Raw genomic sequence first — 18,199 nt, forward strand, 5'->3', positions numbered from 1 at the left:
TCGGGCCTGCAACAGGCCTGGTCAGTGGTGCACGCCGGGGGTAGAACTTCCCCCGTGGGCCTCACCGGGCCCGAACGGGCAGCGGCAAGGAAGCAGGTGCGGCGATGACGGCGAACACTGCGAAGTCGGCGGAGGAACGCCAGCGGGAGATCGTGCGTGCCGCGCGCACCGCCGGCTCCGTCGACGTCACCGCGCTCGCCACCGAACTGGGCGTGGCCAAGGAGACCGTACGGCGGGATCTGCGCGCCCTGGAGGACCACGGTCTGGTCCGCCGCACCCACGGCGGCGCCTACCCCGTGGAGAGCGCCGGCTTCGAGACGACGCTCGAATTCCGCGCCACCAGCCACGTACCCGAGAAGCGCCGGATCGCGGCCGCCGCGGCCGAGCTGATCGGGGACGCCGAGACGGTCTTCGTCGACGAGGGCTTCACCCCGCAGCTCATCGCCGAGGCACTGCCCGGGAACCGGCCGCTGACCGTGGTCACCGCGTCCCTGCCGGTCGCGGGCTCGCTCGCCGAGGCCGACGGCGTCTCCGTACTGCTGCTCGGCGGCCGGGTACGCCCCGGCACCCTCGCCACCGTCGACCACTGGACGACGAAGATGCTGGCCGGCTTCGTCATCGACCTCGCCTACATCGGCGCCAACGGCATCTCCCGCGAGCACGGCCTGACCACCCCCGACCCCGCGGTCAGCGAGGTCAAGGCGCAGGCGATCCGTGCGGCCCGCCGCACGGTGTTCGCGGGCGTGCACACCAAGTTCGGGGCGGTCAGCTTCTGCCGCTTCGCGGAGATCGGCGCGCTGGAGACGATCGTCACGAGCACGCTGCTCCCCTCGGCCGAGGCCCACCGCTACTCCTTGCTGGGACCACAGGTCATCAGGGTCTGACCTGTCCAACCGGTCCACCCAGATGTCACCCAAGGCATTCCCACACCCAAGAACGCCCCTCATATCCCCGATGTCCAGGAGCGATTCATGCGCACCCAGAGCCGACGACGGCCACCGCGAGCCACGCTCGCCATGGCCGCCGCAGGGACGCTGCTCGCCCCGCTGCTCTCCGGCTGTTGGGTCGGGGCGGGCGGGTCCGGTTCCGGCGGCAACTCCATCAACGTCCTGATGGTCAACAACCCGCAGATGGTGGAGCTGCAGAAGCTCACCAAGGCGCACTTCACCAAGGAGACCGGTATCAGGGTGAACTTCACCGTGCTGCCGGAGAACGACGTCCGCGACAAGATCAGCCAGGACTTCGCCAACCAGGCGGGCCAGTACGACGTGGCGACGCTCAGCAACTACGAGATACCGATCTACGCCAAGAACGGCTGGCTGCACGAGATGAACTCGTACGTGGCCAAGGACCCGGCCTACGACGAGCAGGACGTCCTGGGACCGATGCGGCAGTCCCTGACCGCCGACGACGGAAAGCTCTACGGACAGCCCTTCTACGGCGAGTCGTCCTTCCTGATGTACCGCAAGGACATCCTCGCCGAGAAGAACCTCACGATGCCGGCCCGTCCCACCTGGGACCAGGTGGCGAAGATCGCCGCTGAGGTCGACGGGGCGAAGTCCGGGATGCGCGGCATCTGTCTGCGCGGTCTGCCCGGCTGGGGCGAGCTGATGGCTCCGCTGACCACCGTGGTGAACACCTTCGGCGGCACCTGGTTCGACAAGAACTGGACGGCGCGCCTCGACTCCCCCGAGTTCGAGAAGGCGACGAAGTTCTACGTGGACCTGGTGCGCAAGCACGGTGAGTCGGGTGCCGCCCAGTCCGGCTTCGCCGAGTGCCTGAACAACATGACCCAGGGCAAGGTCGCCATGTGGTACGACGCCACGTCCGCGGCCGGGTCCCTGGAGGCGGCGGGTTCCCCGGTCAAGGGCAAGCTCGGCTACGTCCCCGCCCCGGTCGAGAAGACGGACTCCTCCGGCTGGCTCTACACCTGGGCCTGGGGCATGCAGAAAGCGTCCCGCAACTCCGACAAGGCCTGGAAGTTCGTGTCCTGGGCGTCCGGCAAGCAGTACGAGCAGCTGGTCGGCGAGACCAGCGGCTGGCCCAACGTGCCCGCCGGCAAGCGCGCGTCGACGTACGCGAACGCCGACTACCGCAAGTCGGCCGCCTCCTTCCAGGAGACGACGAAGGAGGCCATCGAGGGCGCGAAGCCCAACGACCCGGGGGTGCAGCCGCGTCCCGCGCCCGGCATCCAGTTCGTCGGCATCCCCGAGTTCACCGATCTCGGCACCAAGGTCTCCCAGGAGATCAGCGCGGCCATCGCCGGACGCCAGTCCGTCGACTCGGCCCTGAAGAAGTCCCAGCAGCTCGCCGAGAAGATCTCGAAGGAGTACGAGGGACGATGAGCGCGACGACGACCGCCCCCATAGCGGCAACTCCCGTACGCACGACCCGCCGGCCCTCCGCCCGGCTGCGCGCCTGGTCCACCCGGGCGCCGCTGCTGCCCGCCCTGGTCTTCATGATCGCGGTGACGCAGCTGCCGTTCGTGGCCACCCTGGTGATCTCGTTCTTCGACTGGAACGCCCTGTATCCAAAGGCCCGCCACTTCACCGGCTTCGACAACTACCGGGAGGTTCTCAGCGACGCGGACCTGCGCCACTCGGTGTGGACGACGGTCCTGCTGACGGCGACGGTGGTCCTGGTCAGCCTGATCCTGGGCCTGGCACTCGCCCTGCTTCTGGACCGCAGGTTCAAGGGCCGCGGCGTGGTCCGCACGCTCCTGATCGCGCCCTTTCTGGTGGTCCCCGTAGCGGCGGCCCTCCTCTGGAAGCATGTGCTCTACAACCCCGAATACGGCCTCCTCAATGGGTTGTTGCACTATGTGGGCGGCCCCCAGCCGGACTGGATCTCCCACACCCCGCTGCTCGCGGTGGAGGCATCCCTGATCTGGCAGTGGACGCCGTTCATGATGCTGATCCTGCTGGCGGGCCTGCAGAGCCGCGACAACGAGCAGCTGGAGGCCGCGCGGGTCGACGGCGCGAACGACTGGCAGATCTTCCGCCATCTGACGCTTCCGCACCTGCGCCGCTACCTCGAACTGGGCGCGCTGCTCGGCTCGATCTACATCGTCCAGAACTTCGACGCGGTCTTCACGATCACGTCCGGCGGCCTGGGCACCGCCAACCTGCCCTACACCGTCTACCAGAGCTTCTACCAGGCCCACGAGAACGGCCTCGCCTCGGCCGCGGGCGTCCTGGTCGTCATCGGCTCGATCATCATCGCGACCTTCGCCCTGCGCGTCGTGTCGTCCCTCTTCCGCGAGGAGGTGTCCCGCGCATGAGCACGGTCGCCGCATCAACCCGATCGACCTCCCCTCGCCGCAAGGGAGCCGGCCTGGGCCTGGTGGCCTGGCTGCTCGGGATCGTCTTCTTCCTGCCCATCGCGTGGATGGCGCTCACGTCCTTCCACTCGGAGTCGGACGCGGCGACCAACCCGCCGTCCTTCGGGGCCGCCCTGACCCTGGACGGCTACCGCGAGTTCTTCGGCACGGGCGGCGGCGCGAGTCCCTGGCCGGCACTGGTCAACTCCGTGGTGGCGTCGGTGGGTTCGACGGTCCTGGTACTGCTGCTGGCCCTCCCGGCCGCGTACGCCCTCTCGATCCGCCCGGTGAAGAAGTGGACGGACGTCCTGTTCTTCTTCCTGTCGACGAAGATGCTCCCCGTGGTGGCCGGCCTGCTGCCGATCTACCTGTTCGCCAAGAACACGGACATGCTGGACAACATCTGGCTGCTGGTCATCCTCTACACCTCCATGAACCTGCCGATCGCGGTGTGGATGATGCAGTCGTTCCTCGCCGAGGTCCCGGTGGCCGTGATCGAGGCGGCGCAGATCGACGGCGCCCGGCTGCCGACGATCCTCGCGCGCGTGGTCGCCCCGATCGCCCTGCCCGGCATCGCCGCGACAGCTCTGATCTGCTTCATCTTCAGCTGGAACGAACTGCTCTTCGCCCGGGTCCTGACGGGCGTGGTCGCGGAGACCGCCCCCGTCTTCCTGACCGGCTTCATCACCAGCCAGGGCCTGTTCCTGGCGAAGGTGTGCGCCGCGTCGCTCGTCGTCTCCCTGCCGGTGCTCGCCGCGGGGTTCGCCGCCCAGGACAAACTGGTCCAGGGCCTGTCGCTCGGAGCCGTGAAATGAAGGCCGCCGTCATCGAGTCCGTGGGCCGTGCCGTCGTCACCGAGGTCCCCGACCCGACGCCCGGTCCCCGCGAGGTCGTCGTCGAGGTCGCCGCCTGCGGGCTGTGCGGCACCGACCTGCACATCCTCCAGGGCGAGTTCGCACCGAAGCTGCCGATCGTGCCGGGACACGAGTTCGCGGGCCAGGTGGTCGGGGTCGGCACCCAGGTGACGGAGATCGAGGTCGGCGACCGGGTGGCGGTGGACCCGTCCCTCTACTGCTACGAGTGCCGCCACTGCCGTACGGGCCACAACAACCTCTGCGAGCGGTGGGCCGCGATCGGTGTCACGACGGCCGGAGGCGCGGCGCAGTTCGCGGTGGCGCCGGTGGCCAACTGCGTGAAGCTGCCCGAGCACGTGCGCACGCAGGACGCGGCGCTGGTGGAACCCCTCTCCTGCGCCGTCCGCGGCTACGACGTGCTGCGCTCCCGCCTGGGCGCCCACGTGCTGATCTACGGCTCGGGGACGATGGGTCTGATGATGCTGGAGCTGGCCAAGCGCACGGGCGCCGCGAGCGTTGACGTGGTCGACCTGAACCCCACCCGCCTGGAGACGGCGCGGCGCCTCGGCGTCTCGGGGTCGGCGGCGAACGCGGACGAGCTGGACCGCCCGCAGGGGTGGGACGTGGTCGTGGACGCCACCGGCAACGCGGCCGCGATCCAGGACGGCCTGGGGCGGGTGGCGAAGGCCGGTACGTTCCTCCAGTTCGGGGTGGCGGACTACGCGACCCGCGTGACGATCGACCCGTACCGGATCTACAACCAGGAGATCACCATCACCGGCTCGATGGCGGTTTTGCACAGCTTCGAACGCGCCGCCGAACTGTTCGCGAACGGCGTCCTCGACCCCGAGATCTTCATCAGCGACCGCATCCCCCTGAACCAGTACCCCCAGGCCCTCGACCAGTTCGCATCGGGGGTGGGCCGCAAGATCGTGGTGGTGCCGTAGGGGGCCAGCCCCGGACGGGCTGAATTGCAGCCCGTCCGGGGTTTGAGGACGAGGCCCTTCAGGCCGAAAGCGTGCCCCTGGGGGCCGCAGCCCCCAGGGGCACGGGCAAGCTCCGGCGAATTGGCCGCTTGGTAAGGGAACGGTAAAGCGGCCTCGCTCGTTCACCCGGCATGACAGCTATGACCCCTGGCTCGAACATCCCTCTCCCCGTCGCGCGCGTGACGGTGGACGTCGCCGCCCCGGTGCGGCTCGACGTGTCGGGCCTGCTGCTCACCGCCGACGGCAAAGTGCGCTCCGACGAGGACTTCATCTTCTACAACCAGCCGGCCGGACCGGGCGTGACCTACCGGTCCGGCGGCGGTACGGCTCCGGACGCGATCGTCGTCGACACCGCCGCGCTCCCCCCGGGCATCGAGAAGATCGTCGTCACCGCCAGCCCGGACGCCACCGGCCAGACCTTCCAGGGCGTCGAACCGACGGCCACCATCCGCGGCGCGGACGACAACAGCGTCCTGGCCACGTTCACGCCCCCGCAGCTCGGCACCGAGACGGCACTCGTGGTCGTCGAGATCTACCAGCGCAACGGCGCCTGGAAAGCCCGTGCGGTAGGCCAGGGCTATGCCGACGGCCTCGCGGGCATCGCCACCGACTTCGGCGTGACGGTGGAGGAGCCGGCCCCGGCCGCCGCCCCGCCCCGGCCGGCCGCTCCGCCGGCGCCCACCCTCCAGACCCCGGTGGCCCCGGCCGCCCCTGCGGCCCCCGCTCCCGGCGCCGGGAAGATCAACCTCGACAAGGGCCGGGTCAGCCTCCAGAAGAACCAGACGGTGTCCCTGGTCAAGGGTGGCCGCCCGCTGCTCACCCAGGTCAAGATGGGCCTCGGCTGGGAGCCGGCCTTCCACGGCAAGGACATCGACCTCGACGCCTCGGTCATCGCCTACGGCCCGCAGCGCAACCACATCGACAGCTGCTACTTCGGCAAGCTGACCATCCTGAACGGCGCGGTCAAGCACTCCGGCGACAACCTCACGGGCGAGGGCGGCGGGGACGACGAGGTGATCGTGGTCGACCTCGGCCGGCTCCCCCAGGAGGTCACGGCCCTCGTCTTCACGGTGAACTCCTTCTCCGGCCAGAAGTTCACCGAGGTCGCCAAGGCCTACTGCCGCCTCATCGACGCGGCGACCGACGAGGAACTGGTCCGCTTCGACCTCACCGGCGCCGAGGCCCAGACCGGCGTTCTGATGGCCAAGCTGATCCGCCAGTTCTCCGGCGAGTGGGACATGACGGCCATGGGCGCCTTCGTCAAGGCCCGCACGGTCCGCAACATGGTGAAGCCGGCCGCCCAGGCGCTCTAGTAGACTGTCGCGACTAAGTGTCGTGCTGGTTGGCAGAGTTGGGGTCGGGCGAGCTTCGCTTGTCGCTTCCGTTCGGCTGGGCAGGGGTGCCGTGTCCTCGCAGAAGAAGTATCCGGTCGCGTTGAGCGCCGAAGATCGTCGGGCGTTGGAGCGTGTGACGACGACGGGGGTCCGCAGCGCGTCGATGATCAGGCGGGCGCGGGTACTGCTCGCGCTGGACACCTCGGTCGGTGAGGTCGATCCGCGGGCGGTGATCGCGGACCGGGTCGGGGTCTCGTGCGATTCGGTCCGCCTGATCTCGAAGCGCTACGCGGAGACCGGCGGCGATGTGTGGGCCACGGTCGGCCGGAAGGAACGCGCACTCCCGCCGGTGCCCTCTGTGGTGACCGGCGAGGTCGAGGCGAGGCTGATCGCGCTGGCCTGCTCGACGCCGCCCAAAGGACACGCCAGGTGGTCGCTGCGCCTGCTGGAGAAGCACGTCGCGCTGGTCGAGGACATCCCGGATCTGGACCACTCCACCATCGGCCGGGTGTTAAAAAAACGGAACTGCGTCCTCACGTGAAGAAGTGCTGGACCATCCCGCCGGCTGCGAACGCGGCCTTCGCCGCGGCGATGGAGGACGTCCTGGCGGTCTACCACCGACCCTTCGATCCGGCGCGCCCGGTGGTGTGCATGGACGAGAAGCCGTACCAGCTCCTCGGCCACGTCCGCGATCCGCTTCCCGCGCAGCCGGGCCGTGACCGGCGCGAGGACAACGAGTACGTCCGCTCGGGGACCTGCTCGATCTTCTGCTGGGTCGAGCCGCTGCGCGGATGGCGGCGCGTCGACGCCCGGCCCCGCCGGACCAGGGTCGACTGGGCGCACCAGGTCGAGCACCTGCTGACCGTGGACTATCCCGACGCCGCCACGGTCGTGCTGGTGATGGACAACCTCAACACCCACACCACCGCCTCGCTCTACGAAGCGTTCGACCCGGCAAAGGCCTTCGCGCTGGCCCAGCGCCTGGAGATCCACCACACCCCCAAACACGGGTCCTGGCTCAACATCGCCGAGATCGAGCTCTCCGCCCTCACCCGCCAGTGCCTGGACCGCCGCATCGACGACCTCACCGTGCTCAACACCGAACTCGCCGCCTGGCAGCAGCACACCAACAGCAACCAGCGCCAAGTCGACTGGCACTTCACCACCGACGACGCACGCGTGAAACTGCGCCACCTCTACCCAACCGCATAGCGAAATTAAGTCGCGACAGTCTACTAGTGCCCCGTACAGGCAACGTTTGCCCGTAAAGGAGCGGCGTCCGGTGCGTGCTCCGGGGGTCCCCGGCCGAAGGCGGGGGAGTGCCGGGTGCGGGCCCTCTTACTGGACGTACCTGGGCTTTCGGCCGGGTGCGGCGAGTGGGGGCACCTGCACCTCCCACGCCCTTGAGGCAGTGGGGGAGCCTGCCGGGCGTCGCGACGGGGCGAACATTGCCTGTGGGGGCTATAGCGCCGGCCGTACGACGGTCATGGGCGCCCCCGGCGAAAGGGGGCGCCCGGCGGTCCGCCGACGCCCGCTCCGGCTCCGGCTCCGGCTCCGGCTCCGGCTCCGAGGTCAGGGGTCAGGACGGCTAGAAGAGCGCGCTGTACGCGTTCAGCGCCGGCTGTCCGCCCAGATGGGCGTAGAGCACGGTGGACTCACGGGCGATCTCTCCCCGCGCGACCAGGTCCGCCATTCCCGCCATCGACTTCCCCTCGTACACGGGGTCGGTGATCATCCCCTCGGTGCGGGCCGCGAGTCGCATCGCCTCAAGGGTGGTCTCGTCGGGGATGCCGTACGTGCCCGCGTGGTAGCGCTCGTCCAGCTCGACATCCGCCTCGGTCAACTCCCGCTTGACACCGATGAGTCGGCCGGTGCCCTGCGCGATCCGGGCGATCTGCTCCCGGGTCCGGACGGGCGCCGCCGAGGCGTCGATGCCCAGCACGCGTCGTGGCCGGGCCCCCGTCTCCTCCAGGGCGGCGAACCCGGCGACCATGCCCGCCTGCGTCGACCCGGTCACCGAGCACACCACCACGGTGTCGAAGAAGACCCCCAACTCCCGCTCCTGCTCAGCGACTTCGTACGCCCACCCGGCGAACCCGAGACCACCGAGGGGATGGTCCGACGCGCCGGCCGGGATCGCGTACGGCTTGCCGCCCGACTCCTCGACCTCCCTGAGCGCCTGCTCCCAGCTCTCCTTGAACCCGATCCCGAACCCGGCCTTCACCAGCCGTACGTCCGCTCCGGCCAGCCTGCTGATCAGGATGTTGCCGACCTTGTCGTAGACGGAGTCAGGCCACTCCACCCAACTCTCCTGAACCAGCACGCACTTGAGCCCCGCACGGGCGGCGACCGCGGCGACCTGACGGGTGTGGTTGGACTGGACCCCGCCGATCGACACGAGCGTGTCGCAGCCCTGGGCGAGCGCGTCGGCGACCAGGTACTCCAGCTTGCGGGTCTTGTTCCCGCCGTAGGCGACACCGGAGTTGCAGTCCTCGCGCTTGGCCCAGAGCGAGGCGCCGCCGAGGTGGGCCGTGAGCCGCTCCAGTGGATGCACCGGTGAGGGGCCGAAGAGAAGGGGGTAACGGTCGTACGAGGAAAGGGACATGGGTCCTCCCGGAGGTCGGGATCAGTCGCCGTCGGCGAGGTCGGCGAGGGTGCGCCAGATCTCCGCGGTGATGCGGACCGCTTCGTCCGCGCTTCCCGCCGCGCAGGCGTCGATCAACTGCTCGTGGAGTCCTGCCGAACGGCAGGTGCTCTCCCCGAAGCGGCGGCGCTCCAGGCGTCGGATGAGGGGGGTGTAGCGGGCGATGGTGGCGGCGGCCGCGTGATTTCCGGCGACGCGGAGGAGGATGTCGTGCAGGTCGTCGTCGGCGCGCAGGGCCCCGTCGACGTCACCCGCGCCGACGGCGGCGGCGAACCGCTCGTTGGCCGCGCGCATCGCCTGGACGTCCGCGGCGAACATCCGGGGCACGGCGACCCGTGCGGCCAGCTCGTGCATGGCGCCGACCACGGCGGCGGCGTCCCGCACATCGGCGGCGACGACCGGGGTGACCCGCGTGTAACTCTGCGGCTTGCTCTCCAGCAGGCCCTCGTCCACCAGCCGCGAGAAGGCATCGCGCACCGGCGCCCGGGACAGCCCCAGCCGCTCGGCGAGATCACCGTCGCGCACGACCGCGCCGGGTTCCAGCTCGCCGGCCACGATGGCGTCCCGGATCACTTCGTAGGCACGGTCCCTCAGGAGGGTGCGCTGGACGGGTCGCATCGACTCCACGACTGAAATGTTAGATGTCAATCACGGCGACGGGCAAGGGCGGCGGACAAGAGTGTGGCCCGCTCCCCCGAAGAGTGCGGGCCACGGCGGAGCCTCAGCCGCGCTTCTGGCGCTTCCAGGGGCCGGTGATCGCCAGCATGATGCCCGGCGTCTGGATGTTGGCGAACAGCGTCCTGCCGTCGGGGGAGAACGTGACGCCGGTGAACTCGCTGTACTCGGGGGCCTCTTGCGTACCGATGTTCAGTTCGTTGCGGGCGATGGGGTACGTGCGGCCGCTGTCGGTGGCGCCGAACAGGTGCTGGACACCCTCGCCGTCCTCGGCGATGACCAGGCCGCCGTAGGGAGAGACGGTGATGTTGTCGGGGCCGTCGAAGGCACCGTCCTTGGACGGGTCGGGGTTCACACCCAGCAGGACCTTCAGCGTCAGGGTGCGGCGCTTGGGGTCGTAGAACCAGACCTGGCCGTCGTGGTGGACGGGGCTCTCGTCACGGGCGTAGGAGGAGACGACGTAGGTGCCGCCGTCGCCCCACCACATGCCTTCGAGCTTGCGGGCGCGGGTGACCTGGCCGTCGCTGAACTGCTTGCGGACGGGGGTGGCCTTGGCGTCGCGGTCGGGGACGTCGACCCAGTCGACGCCGTAGACCGTGCCGATCTTCGTCGCCCGGGAGAGGTCGTCGACGAACTTGCCGCCGGAGTCGAAGCACTTGAAGGCCTGGAGGACGCCGGCGTCGTCGGCGAGGGTGCGGAGCTTGCCGCGGCCATGGTGGAAGTGCTCCGGCGGGGTCCAGCGGTACAGCAGGCCGTTGGGACCGGCGGCGTCCTCGGTGAGGTAGGCGTGGCCGCGCCTGGGGTCGATGACGACGGCCTCGTGGGCGTACCGGCCGAACGCCTTGACGGGCTTCGGGTCGCGGTTGGCGCGGCGGTCGGCGGGGTCGACCTCGAAGATGTAGCCGTGGTCCTTGGTCATGCCGTTCTGGCCGGCCTTGTCCTCGGTCTCCTCACCGGATAGCCAGGTGCCCCACGGGGTGGCGCCGCCCGCGCAGTTGGTGGAGGTGCCGGCGATGCCGACCCACTCGGCGACATGGCCACCGGGGCGTACCTCGACGACCGTGCAGCCGCCGGCGGCGGCCGGGTCGTAGACATGGTCCTCGGTGAGGGGCACGGGGTACTGCCAGTCGGCGCGCGGGCCCTTGAGTTCGTGGTTGTTGACGAGCAGGGTCACGTCGCGCGGTCCGCAGAAGGCGGCGGTGCCGTCGTGGTTGGACGGGGTGATCTCGCCGGACTCCAGCTTGGTGCGGCCGCTGTAGGTGACGACGCGGTACTTGAAGCCGGCGGGGAGCGCGAGGATGCCGTCGGGGTCGGGGACGAGCGGCCCGTACCCGACGCCGCCGTGTCCGTGCCCGTGCGCCGAGGTCTCGGCTGCGCCCTCGACGTCTTCGGTCTCCGTGGACGCAAGGGCGTTCGGGGCGGTGGCCAGGGCGCCGACGCTGCCCGCCAGCGCGACACCGGCACCGGTGACCGCGGATTTTCTGGCGAAGTCCCTGCGAGTGAGCGACATGGTGTCTCCTGTGACGGTGGGTGTGCCGTGGAGGGTGGCGGCCTCGGGTCGGCGCCACCGTCCCGCCCGCGTCTGAACGGGAGTTGAATACCGGGCGACGCACACAGACACGCTTCCAAGAATTCGTACGCACCAGACCACGGGACTCAAAAAATACTCATGTCCCGGTAATTGGCCGGACGAATCTTCGCGAATGAGACCAAACTACACCAAATAGCCCCAATCACCTGAGGCCCGGAGGCGGCGGACCCGAGGAGGTGGAACCCAGGAGGCGGCCCCGAGGAGGCGCGCCGGAGTGACCGCACGTCGCGCCCGCACCTGCACCCGCACCCGCACCCGCACCCGCACCCGCACCCGCACCCGCAAGGACACCGGCCCGTGCCCCACGCCGAGCGCGGGTCACGGGCCGAGTACAGGTCGCGGACCGAACGCGGGTCGCGGACCGAACGGAGGTGGTCAACTGCCTTGCTGCGAACGCGCCTTGAAAGCGGCCTTCCGTGCTTCCTTCGCGATCCGCTTGTCCGGGTGCAGCCGCCCCATGGCCTCCAGCACATCCGCGGTGGCGGGATGGTCGACGCGCCAGGCGGCCTCGAAGAACCCGCCGTGCTGGGCGGCCAACCCCTGGACCAGCCCCCGCAGTTCCTCGGAGTTGCCCTCGGCGGCCAGCTGTGCGGCGATCGTGTCGATGGTCAGCCAGAAGATCATCGCCTGGGACGGCGCCGGCACGTCGGGCGCCCCGTGCTCGGTCAGCCAGACCCGGGCGAGTCCGCCGAGCTCCGCGTCATCGAGGACCTCCCGCAACGCGGGCTCGGCCTCCGCGCCGACGAGCGACAGCGCCTGCTGGCAGCGCAGCCGGCGCAGCGGCGCCCCGGCGTCCGCGCCGCGTGCCGCCGCCAGCAACTCCCGTGCCGCGGCGAGGACTTCACGCCGGGCGAGCCACTGTTCGGTCTCGGCCTGCGCCGCCGCCTGGGGAAAGGTCGCCGCCCCGTCGAGCAGCGCGTCGGCCCCCTTGTCCGCGAGGTCGCCGACCGCGGGCGCCGTGAACCCGGCCTCCAGCAGCCGCGCCCGCAGCCCGTACAGGCCGAGCGGGGTCAGCCGCACCATGCCGTAGCGCGAGACGTCGGTGTCGTCCGGCAGCGCCGCGGGCTCCTCGTCGGCGTCCGCCATCAGCGCCTCGTCCACCGGCTGGTACTCCACGATTCCCGTCGGCTCCAGCAGCCGGAACTGGTCGTCGAGCCGCATCATCGCGTCGGAGACCTGCTCCAGGACGTCGTTGGTGGGCTCCCCCATGTCGCTGGGCACGATCATCGACGCGGCCAGGGCGGGCAGCGGCACGGGCGAGTCGGCGGGGCCGTCCTCGCTGACCGTGAGCAGGTACAGGTTGCCGAGGACGCCGTCGAGGAACTCGGCCTCCGCCTCCGGATCCCACTCCAGCCGGGAGAAGTCGATCTCGCCGCCCTCGTCCAGCGCCCCTTCCAGGTCGTCCAGGTCGGGCACGCTCGCGTCGGCGAGCACGGTCTCCAGGGCCCCCTGCCACACGGCCAGTACGTCGTGCGGCGAACCGGAGACGAGCAGCGCCAGGTCCTCTCCGGGGGCGACGGTGCCCTCGTCCTCGTCGACGATCTCGACGAGTCCGGTGTCCACGGCGACCCGCCAGGCCTCGCTCGCGAAGGCCGCGGCGTCGTTGCCGCTCAGCCCGAGCACCTCGGCGGCGGCCGGCAACTGTTCGTCGGCGAGCCCGCCCCCGGCGTCGACCCGGATGTCCGGGCCGGCCCAGCGGGCCAGCCGCGCGGCCCGCGAGAGCAGGGGCGTGGACAGCGCGTCCCGCGCCAGCTCCGCTTCGGGGTGCAGCCGCACCGGCGGCAGGGGGGAGCTGTCTGACATCGGCTGATTCTCCTCGGGCGTGTCGTACCACTCAGCCGCTCAGCCTAGACGGATTTCCACCCATGCCGCCCGGTTCATCTCTCCGACGGTCGCCGTACATGGCCGAAACCTTGACAACTGGCCGGACCAGGCTGGAGATTGACGCGCGTAGAAATCGAGCGGACAGCCGTTCACTGTGTTTTCTACGCGCGTCGCCTCCGCCCCACAGGTCGCGGCCTCCGACCGTCCCACGCACCACCCTCGTCCCGGCGCCCAAGCACGTCCCCGGAGGGATTTCCGTTGCCGAGCAAGTCTTCCGCGCGTCTCGCCGCGCTCACCGTCGCTGCCGTATGTTCCGCGGCCTCCGCCGTCGCCCTGACCTCTCCCGCGCACGCGGACTCCGTGCGCATCCATGACATCCAGGGCAGCACGCGCACTTCTCCGTACGCCGGCCAGAAGGTCACCGACGTGGCCGGAATCGTCACCGGCGTGCGCGCCTACGGTTCCTCCAAAGGCTTCTGGATCCAGGACCCGAACCCGGACGACAGTCCGGCGACCAGTGAGGGCGTCTTCGTCTTCACCAGCTCCGCCCCGAAGGTCGCCGTCGGTGACTCCGTCACAGTCACCGGCACGGTCTCGGAGTTCGTCCCCGGCGGCACCTCGACCGGCAACCAGTCGCTGACCGAGATCACCAAGCCGACGATCACCGTCGTCTCCAGCGGCAACGCGGTCCCGGCCGCCACGGTGATCGACGCGAAGTCGGTGCCGAGCCGGTACACCCCGGCCGGCGACTCGGCCGCGAGCAACTCGGTCAACGGCCTGACGCTGCAGCCGAAGAAGTACGCCCTGGACTTCTACGAGTCCCTGGAGGGTATGAACGTCCAGGTCAAGGACACCCGTGTGGTCACCGCGACCGACCCGTACACCGAGCTGTGGGTCACGGTGAAGCCGCACGAGAACCCCACCCGCCGCGGCGGCACGCTGTACGGCTCGTACGACTCGCAGAACACCGGCCGGCTGCAGATCCAGTCGCTGGGTTCCACGGCCGCCTTCCCGGTGGCCAACGTCGGCGACACGCTGACCGGCACCACGACCGGCCCGATGGACTACAACCAGTTCGGCGGCTACACCCTCGTCGCGAACGAGATCGGCACGCTCAAGAGCGGCGGCCTCAAGCGTGAGACCACGAAGAAGCAGTCGCGGAGCGAGCTGGCGGTCGCGACGTACAACGTCGAGAACCTCGACCCGTCCGACAACACCTTCGCGGCGCACGCCGCCGCGATCGTGAACAACCTGCAGTCACCCGACATCGTGTCCCTGGAGGAGATCCAGGACAACAACGGCGCCACGGACGACGGTACGGTCGCCGCCGACGTGACGGTGAACAAGCTGATCGACGCGATCGTGGCGGCGGGCGGCCCCAAGTACGACTGGCGCTCGATCGACCCGGTCAACGACCAGGACGGCGGCGAGCCCGGGGGCAACATCCGCCAGGTCTTCCTGTTCAACCCGGAGCGGGTGTCCTTCACGGACCGCGCAGGCGGCGACTCCACCACCGCGGTCGGCGTCACCAGGGTTCACGGCAAGGCGCAGCTGACGGCCTCGCCCGGCCGCGTCGCCCCGGCGAACGACGCCTGGAAGTCCAGCCGCAAGCCGCTGGCCGCCGAGTTCGTCTTCCACGGCAAGACCGTCTTCGTGATCTCCAACCACCTCAACTCCAAGGGTGGCGACCAGGGGCTGACCTCGCAGTTCCAGCCGGCAGTGCGCAGCTCGGAGATCCAGCGCCACGCGCAGGCGACGCTGGTCAACGCCTTCGTCAAGAACATCCTGGACGTCCAGAAGAACGCGGACGTCATAGCGCTCGGCGACATGAACGACTTCGAGTTCTCCGGCACCGCCAGGATCCTGGAGGGTGACGGCGCGCTCTGGTCCGCGATCAAGTCGCTGCCGAAGAGCGAGCGTTACACCTACGACTACCAGGGCAACCAGCAGGTCCTCGACCAGATCCTGATCAGCCCGGCGATCCGGCGCGGCTGTGACTTCGCGTACGACAGCGTGCACGTCAACTCGGAGTTCAACGACCAGATCAGCGACCACGACCCGCAGGTGCTGCGCTTCAGGCCGTGACTCGGACTCGTAGCCCGGGCTCGTAGCGCAGGCCGGCAGCTCCTGTTCGTAACTCCCGTTTGGTCAGGGCTGGTTGAACACTCCGTTCAGCCAGCCCTGCCAGGCGGCTTCGCACTCCTTGATGTCGCCGCCCGGCGTGAAGTCGTGCAAGGAGATGCCGACCGGGTGGCCCCAGTGGTTGCGCCCGAAGACGCGGGTGAGGCCCCGGTCCGTCCGCAGTCCGATGAAGTACGGGTTCCGGAAGTCGACCACGGCGTCGAAATCATCGGGCCCGTGGACCGTGACTCGCGTGCCGGCGGTCACGTCCTCGCCGACTCCCAGCGCACGCCCGACGACAGCGAGCGCGTCCGCGGCCTTCGACGCCTCGGGCCCGTCGAACGTGGCGAAGGCCGCCGGCCGGGGCGCGAAGTGGACCAGGTACTCGCGCAGGGTGTGCAGATAGAAGTCGGTGTGCTTGGCCGCACCGTCGTACTGGTTGTCCCAGTCGTCGACGAAGATTCCGCTGTGCACGTACCGCACCCAGGCCCGGCGTCCGTCGTCGCGGGGTTCCACCGTGTAGTCGAGCTGGTTGAGGGTCTGCTCGGAGATGCCTTCGACGTCCTCGACGCGGTTGGTGTAGCGGTGCGGCGGGTCCCAGGCGGTGACCTTTGACCCGAAGGGCCCCTTGCCGCCGACCCGGGGCTCAGGCGGCTCCATCGGCCACAGATATCCTCCGGTGCCTGCGGTGACCGCCTCCCACACCTCCTCGGGGGTGGCGTCGACCTCGAACTCCCGGGCGATCTCGAACTCTTTGGACATGATCTACTCCAACTCGGTCTGCTTGAGCGTGGGATGGACGGCCACGACGATCCGGTGATCACGGCCCCCCTCGGCGTCCGGGGCGTCGTACTTGCGGATCAGGCCGGTCACGCCGGCCGTCAACTCCTCGATGAACGCGGCCCGTTCGGCGGCCGAGGCGAAGCGCACCTCGCCGTCCAGCGCGTACGTCGCCAGCCGTTTGCGGGCCTTCGCGGCGCCGGTGATCAGTGAGCCCACGTCCCGCACCAGACGGGCACCGAGCGCGAGCAGCCAGCGCGCGGACAGCTGGTCGCGGAAGCGGTCCGGGTCCGGCTGCACGGCAGCGAGCGCGAGCGGCGAGATGACGTACGACGCCGCGGTCGCCCGCATCAGCCGCTCGGTGACGTTGCCCTTGCGGCGCTCCCCTGCCAGCTCGACCAGGCCGTGCCGCTCCAGCGCCTTGAGGTGGTAGTTCACCTTCTGCCGCGGAAGGCCGACCCGGCCGGCCAGCATCGCCGCCGACGCCGGGCCGGCCCCCAGCTCGGCGAGCAGCCTCGCCCTTATCGGGTCCAGGGACACGGCGGCGGCCTCGGGGTCCTCGATCACGGTGACGTCCAACATGTGTCCACCGTCCCACCGAAAACTTTTTTTGTCCAGACTGCTCTGGTTTTCGGTGGGGAGCGTCGGCACGGGATGAGGTGGGTCCTCGACGAGGCGGGTCCCGGACGAGGCGGATCCGGGATGAGGCGGGTCCCGGACGAGGCGGATCCGGGATGGGACGGGTCCCGGACGAGGCAGGTCCGGGTCACGGCAGGATGCGCAGCGCATGGTCGTAGCGGCTGACCGTGCTGCTCTTCAGTCCGGGCCGGGGTCTGTACGCGCTCCCACTGGGCCGTGGCCGACCCGACGCCGTCTCCGGATGCGGCGAGGGGTGTCGACGTGGGCATGGGCGTGGGCGCGCACCCGGCCTCCGGGTGTGCGCCCACACTCAGCGTGACGTGCCTGCGCCTGGCACCTCTCGGCTGCGGCTCGGCTGCCTCTCGCCTACTTCTTGGGGTACCTCCACGCCACCACCACGGCCACGGCGAACGCCGCGCCGACGACGAGCACCGGCCGCGGATGCCGCGCAACCGCCCTCACGACGGAACGGGCGGGCCGCGGCACGCTGTGCTCCGCCTCGTGCTCCAGTTCGTGTCCCGTCCCCGACGTCGCGTCCTGGGCGGAGTGACCTGCCTGCAGCGCCCGGTCATGGGCCTTGTGTCCGGCCTGCAGCGCCCGGTCATGCGCCTTGTGACCGGCCCTGGTCGCCTCGTCCTGGAACCGGTGTCCGGCCTTGGTCGCTCCGTCGTGAACCCTGTGCCCGGCTTTGGTGGCCCTCTCTTGCGCCATGTGCCCGGCTTTGGTGGCCCTCTCCTGCGCCATGTGCCCGGCCTGCGCGGCGGAGCTGCGCAGCTGCACGGTCATCGCACCCGCCTTGTCCCGAAGGTCGGCCGTCCGGGCCCGCGCGCGTCCTTTCACATCCATTTTTCCCGCCAGCTCCTCTACAGTTCGGCCGAGTTGGCTGCGCGTCCGCTCGATCTGCCGTCGCAGCTCATCGGGTCCCTCGGCGCCTGACGCCGCTGCCCTGTCCGTCATCGGTGCGCCCTTTCCCTGATCTCCTCGACATCGGCCCTGACGCTGCCGAGGGTCTCCTCGGGCGTGGGGGGTGCGGCGCGGCGCAGCTGAACGCGGCCGGTCGCGGCGAGCACGGCCGCGATCGCGAACAGCACGCCCGTCACGATGAGCGCCGCGGCCCAGACCGACAGCGTCAGCGACAGAGCGGCGACGGCCGTGCCGGCCAGGGCGAGCAGACCGGCGTAAGCGAACGCGCCCGCGGCACCGAGAAGTCCGCCGCCGCGCCCGGCGCGCCGGCCCTTGGCGGCCAGCTCCTCCTTGGCGAGGGCCACTTCCTGTCGTACGAGCCGGGAAAGTTGTTCGGTGGCCTGCCCGACAAGCTCGCCCACCGAATGGTGCTCGTCGCGCACCGGCCCGGGGTGCATGGTCCCGGTCACGGTGTCGCCTCCTCTCATGTCCTCTTGAGTTCCTCTCGTCCGGAACATCCCGGGTACCC

At 70.0% G+C, this 18,199-nt stretch carries 17 protein-coding genes; 9 read left to right on the forward strand and 8 right to left on the reverse strand.

Annotated elements, in window-relative coordinates:
• The first annotated feature begins 104 nt into the window (after nucleotides 1-104).
• The 8 genes from OOK07_RS09670 to OOK07_RS09705 all read left to right on the forward strand — a co-directional run bounded on the left by OOK07_RS09670 (nucleotide 105) and on the right by OOK07_RS09705 (nucleotide 7,705).
• Nucleotides 105-884: a DeoR/GlpR family DNA-binding transcription regulator gene (locus OOK07_RS09670; protein ID WP_266678800.1), complete on the forward strand. Its 780-nt coding sequence runs from the start codon at nucleotides 105-107 to the stop codon at nucleotides 882-884.
• Nucleotides 885-971: 87 nt separating this feature from the next.
• Nucleotides 972-2,345, forward strand: a complete 1,374-nt coding sequence (locus OOK07_RS09675; protein WP_266795932.1) for an ABC transporter substrate-binding protein — start codon at nucleotides 972-974, stop codon at nucleotides 2,343-2,345.
• Nucleotides 2,342-3,280 carry a carbohydrate ABC transporter permease gene (locus OOK07_RS09680; RefSeq protein WP_266795934.1) on the forward strand — a complete coding sequence of 313 codons (939 nt, stop codon included), beginning with the start codon at nucleotides 2,342-2,344 and terminating at the stop codon, nucleotides 3,278-3,280. Before OOK07_RS09675 ends, OOK07_RS09680 begins: the two co-directional genes overlap by 4 nt.
• Nucleotides 3,277-4,134, forward strand: coding sequence for a carbohydrate ABC transporter permease (locus OOK07_RS09685; protein WP_266678806.1), 858 nt, complete (start codon nucleotides 3,277-3,279; stop codon nucleotides 4,132-4,134). Before OOK07_RS09680 ends, OOK07_RS09685 begins: the two co-directional genes overlap by 4 nt.
• Nucleotides 4,131-5,120 (forward strand): zinc-dependent alcohol dehydrogenase family protein, encoded by a 990-nt coding sequence (locus OOK07_RS09690; protein WP_266678808.1) that lies wholly within the window; start codon nucleotides 4,131-4,133, stop codon nucleotides 5,118-5,120. Before OOK07_RS09685 ends, OOK07_RS09690 begins: the two co-directional genes overlap by 4 nt.
• 179 nt (nucleotides 5,121-5,299) lie before the next feature.
• Nucleotides 5,300-6,472 carry a TerD family protein gene (locus tag OOK07_RS09695; protein WP_266795936.1) on the forward strand — a complete coding sequence of 391 codons (1,173 nt, stop codon included), beginning with the start codon at nucleotides 5,300-5,302 and terminating at the stop codon, nucleotides 6,470-6,472.
• A gap of 91 nt (nucleotides 6,473-6,563) precedes the next feature.
• Nucleotides 6,564-7,034: a helix-turn-helix domain-containing protein gene (locus OOK07_RS09700; RefSeq protein ID WP_266676793.1), complete on the forward strand. Its 471-nt coding sequence runs from the start codon at nucleotides 6,564-6,566 to the stop codon at nucleotides 7,032-7,034.
• Complete coding sequence (locus OOK07_RS09705; protein WP_266795937.1) at nucleotides 7,031-7,705, forward strand: IS630 family transposase; 675 nt, start codon at nucleotides 7,031-7,033, stop codon at nucleotides 7,703-7,705. The genes OOK07_RS09700 and OOK07_RS09705 overlap by 4 nt, the downstream gene beginning before the upstream one ends.
• Nucleotides 7,706-8,081: 376 nt before the next feature.
• Here OOK07_RS09705 and OOK07_RS09710 read toward each other — a convergent pair whose 3' ends face one another.
• The 4 genes from OOK07_RS09710 to OOK07_RS09725 form a co-directional block, all read right to left on the reverse strand.
• Nucleotides 8,082-9,098 (reverse strand): 1-aminocyclopropane-1-carboxylate deaminase, encoded by a 1,017-nt coding sequence (locus tag OOK07_RS09710; protein WP_266795939.1) that lies wholly within the window; start codon nucleotides 9,096-9,098, stop codon nucleotides 8,082-8,084.
• A gap of 21 nt (nucleotides 9,099-9,119) precedes the next feature.
• Nucleotides 9,120-9,764 carry a GntR family transcriptional regulator gene (locus tag OOK07_RS09715; RefSeq protein ID WP_266795940.1) on the reverse strand — a complete coding sequence of 215 codons (645 nt, stop codon included), beginning with the start codon at nucleotides 9,762-9,764 and terminating at the stop codon, nucleotides 9,120-9,122.
• A gap of 94 nt (nucleotides 9,765-9,858) precedes the next feature.
• Complete coding sequence (locus OOK07_RS09720; protein WP_266795942.1) at nucleotides 9,859-11,322, reverse strand: alkaline phosphatase PhoX; 1,464 nt, start codon at nucleotides 11,320-11,322, stop codon at nucleotides 9,859-9,861.
• A gap of 456 nt (nucleotides 11,323-11,778) precedes the next feature.
• Complete coding sequence (locus OOK07_RS09725) at nucleotides 11,779-13,206, reverse strand: hypothetical protein (RefSeq protein WP_266795943.1); 1,428 nt, start codon at nucleotides 13,204-13,206, stop codon at nucleotides 11,779-11,781.
• A gap of 279 nt (nucleotides 13,207-13,485) precedes the next feature.
• Between OOK07_RS09725 and OOK07_RS09730 the strand changes: the two genes are divergently transcribed.
• Entirely contained in the window at nucleotides 13,486-15,312 is a 1,827-nt protein-coding gene (locus OOK07_RS09730) for a DUF8508 domain-containing protein (RefSeq protein WP_266678821.1), read from the forward strand.
• Nucleotides 15,313-15,375: 63 nt separating this feature from the next.
• Here OOK07_RS09730 and OOK07_RS09735 read toward each other — a convergent pair whose 3' ends face one another.
• From OOK07_RS09735 to OOK07_RS09750, 4 genes are all read right to left on the reverse strand, one after another.
• Nucleotides 15,376-16,110 carry an SRPBCC family protein gene (locus OOK07_RS09735; protein WP_266678823.1) on the reverse strand — a complete coding sequence of 245 codons (735 nt, stop codon included), beginning with the start codon at nucleotides 16,108-16,110 and terminating at the stop codon, nucleotides 15,376-15,378.
• A gap of 3 nt (nucleotides 16,111-16,113) precedes the next feature.
• Nucleotides 16,114-16,710, reverse strand: a complete 597-nt coding sequence (locus tag OOK07_RS09740) for an ArsR/SmtB family transcription factor (protein ID WP_266678825.1) — start codon at nucleotides 16,708-16,710, stop codon at nucleotides 16,114-16,116.
• 423 nt (nucleotides 16,711-17,133) lie between these two features.
• Entirely contained in the window at nucleotides 17,134-17,724 is a 591-nt protein-coding gene (locus OOK07_RS09745; protein ID WP_266795944.1) for a DUF3618 domain-containing protein, read from the reverse strand.
• Nucleotides 17,721-18,140, reverse strand: coding sequence for a phage holin family protein (locus OOK07_RS09750; protein WP_266795946.1), 420 nt, complete (start codon nucleotides 18,138-18,140; stop codon nucleotides 17,721-17,723). The genes OOK07_RS09745 and OOK07_RS09750 overlap by 4 nt, the downstream gene beginning before the upstream one ends.
• Nucleotides 18,141-18,199: the final 59 nt, after the last annotated feature.

The organism is Streptomyces sp. NBC_00078, assembly GCF_026343335.1.
GTDB lineage: Bacteria > Actinomycetota > Actinomycetes > Streptomycetales > Streptomycetaceae > Streptomyces.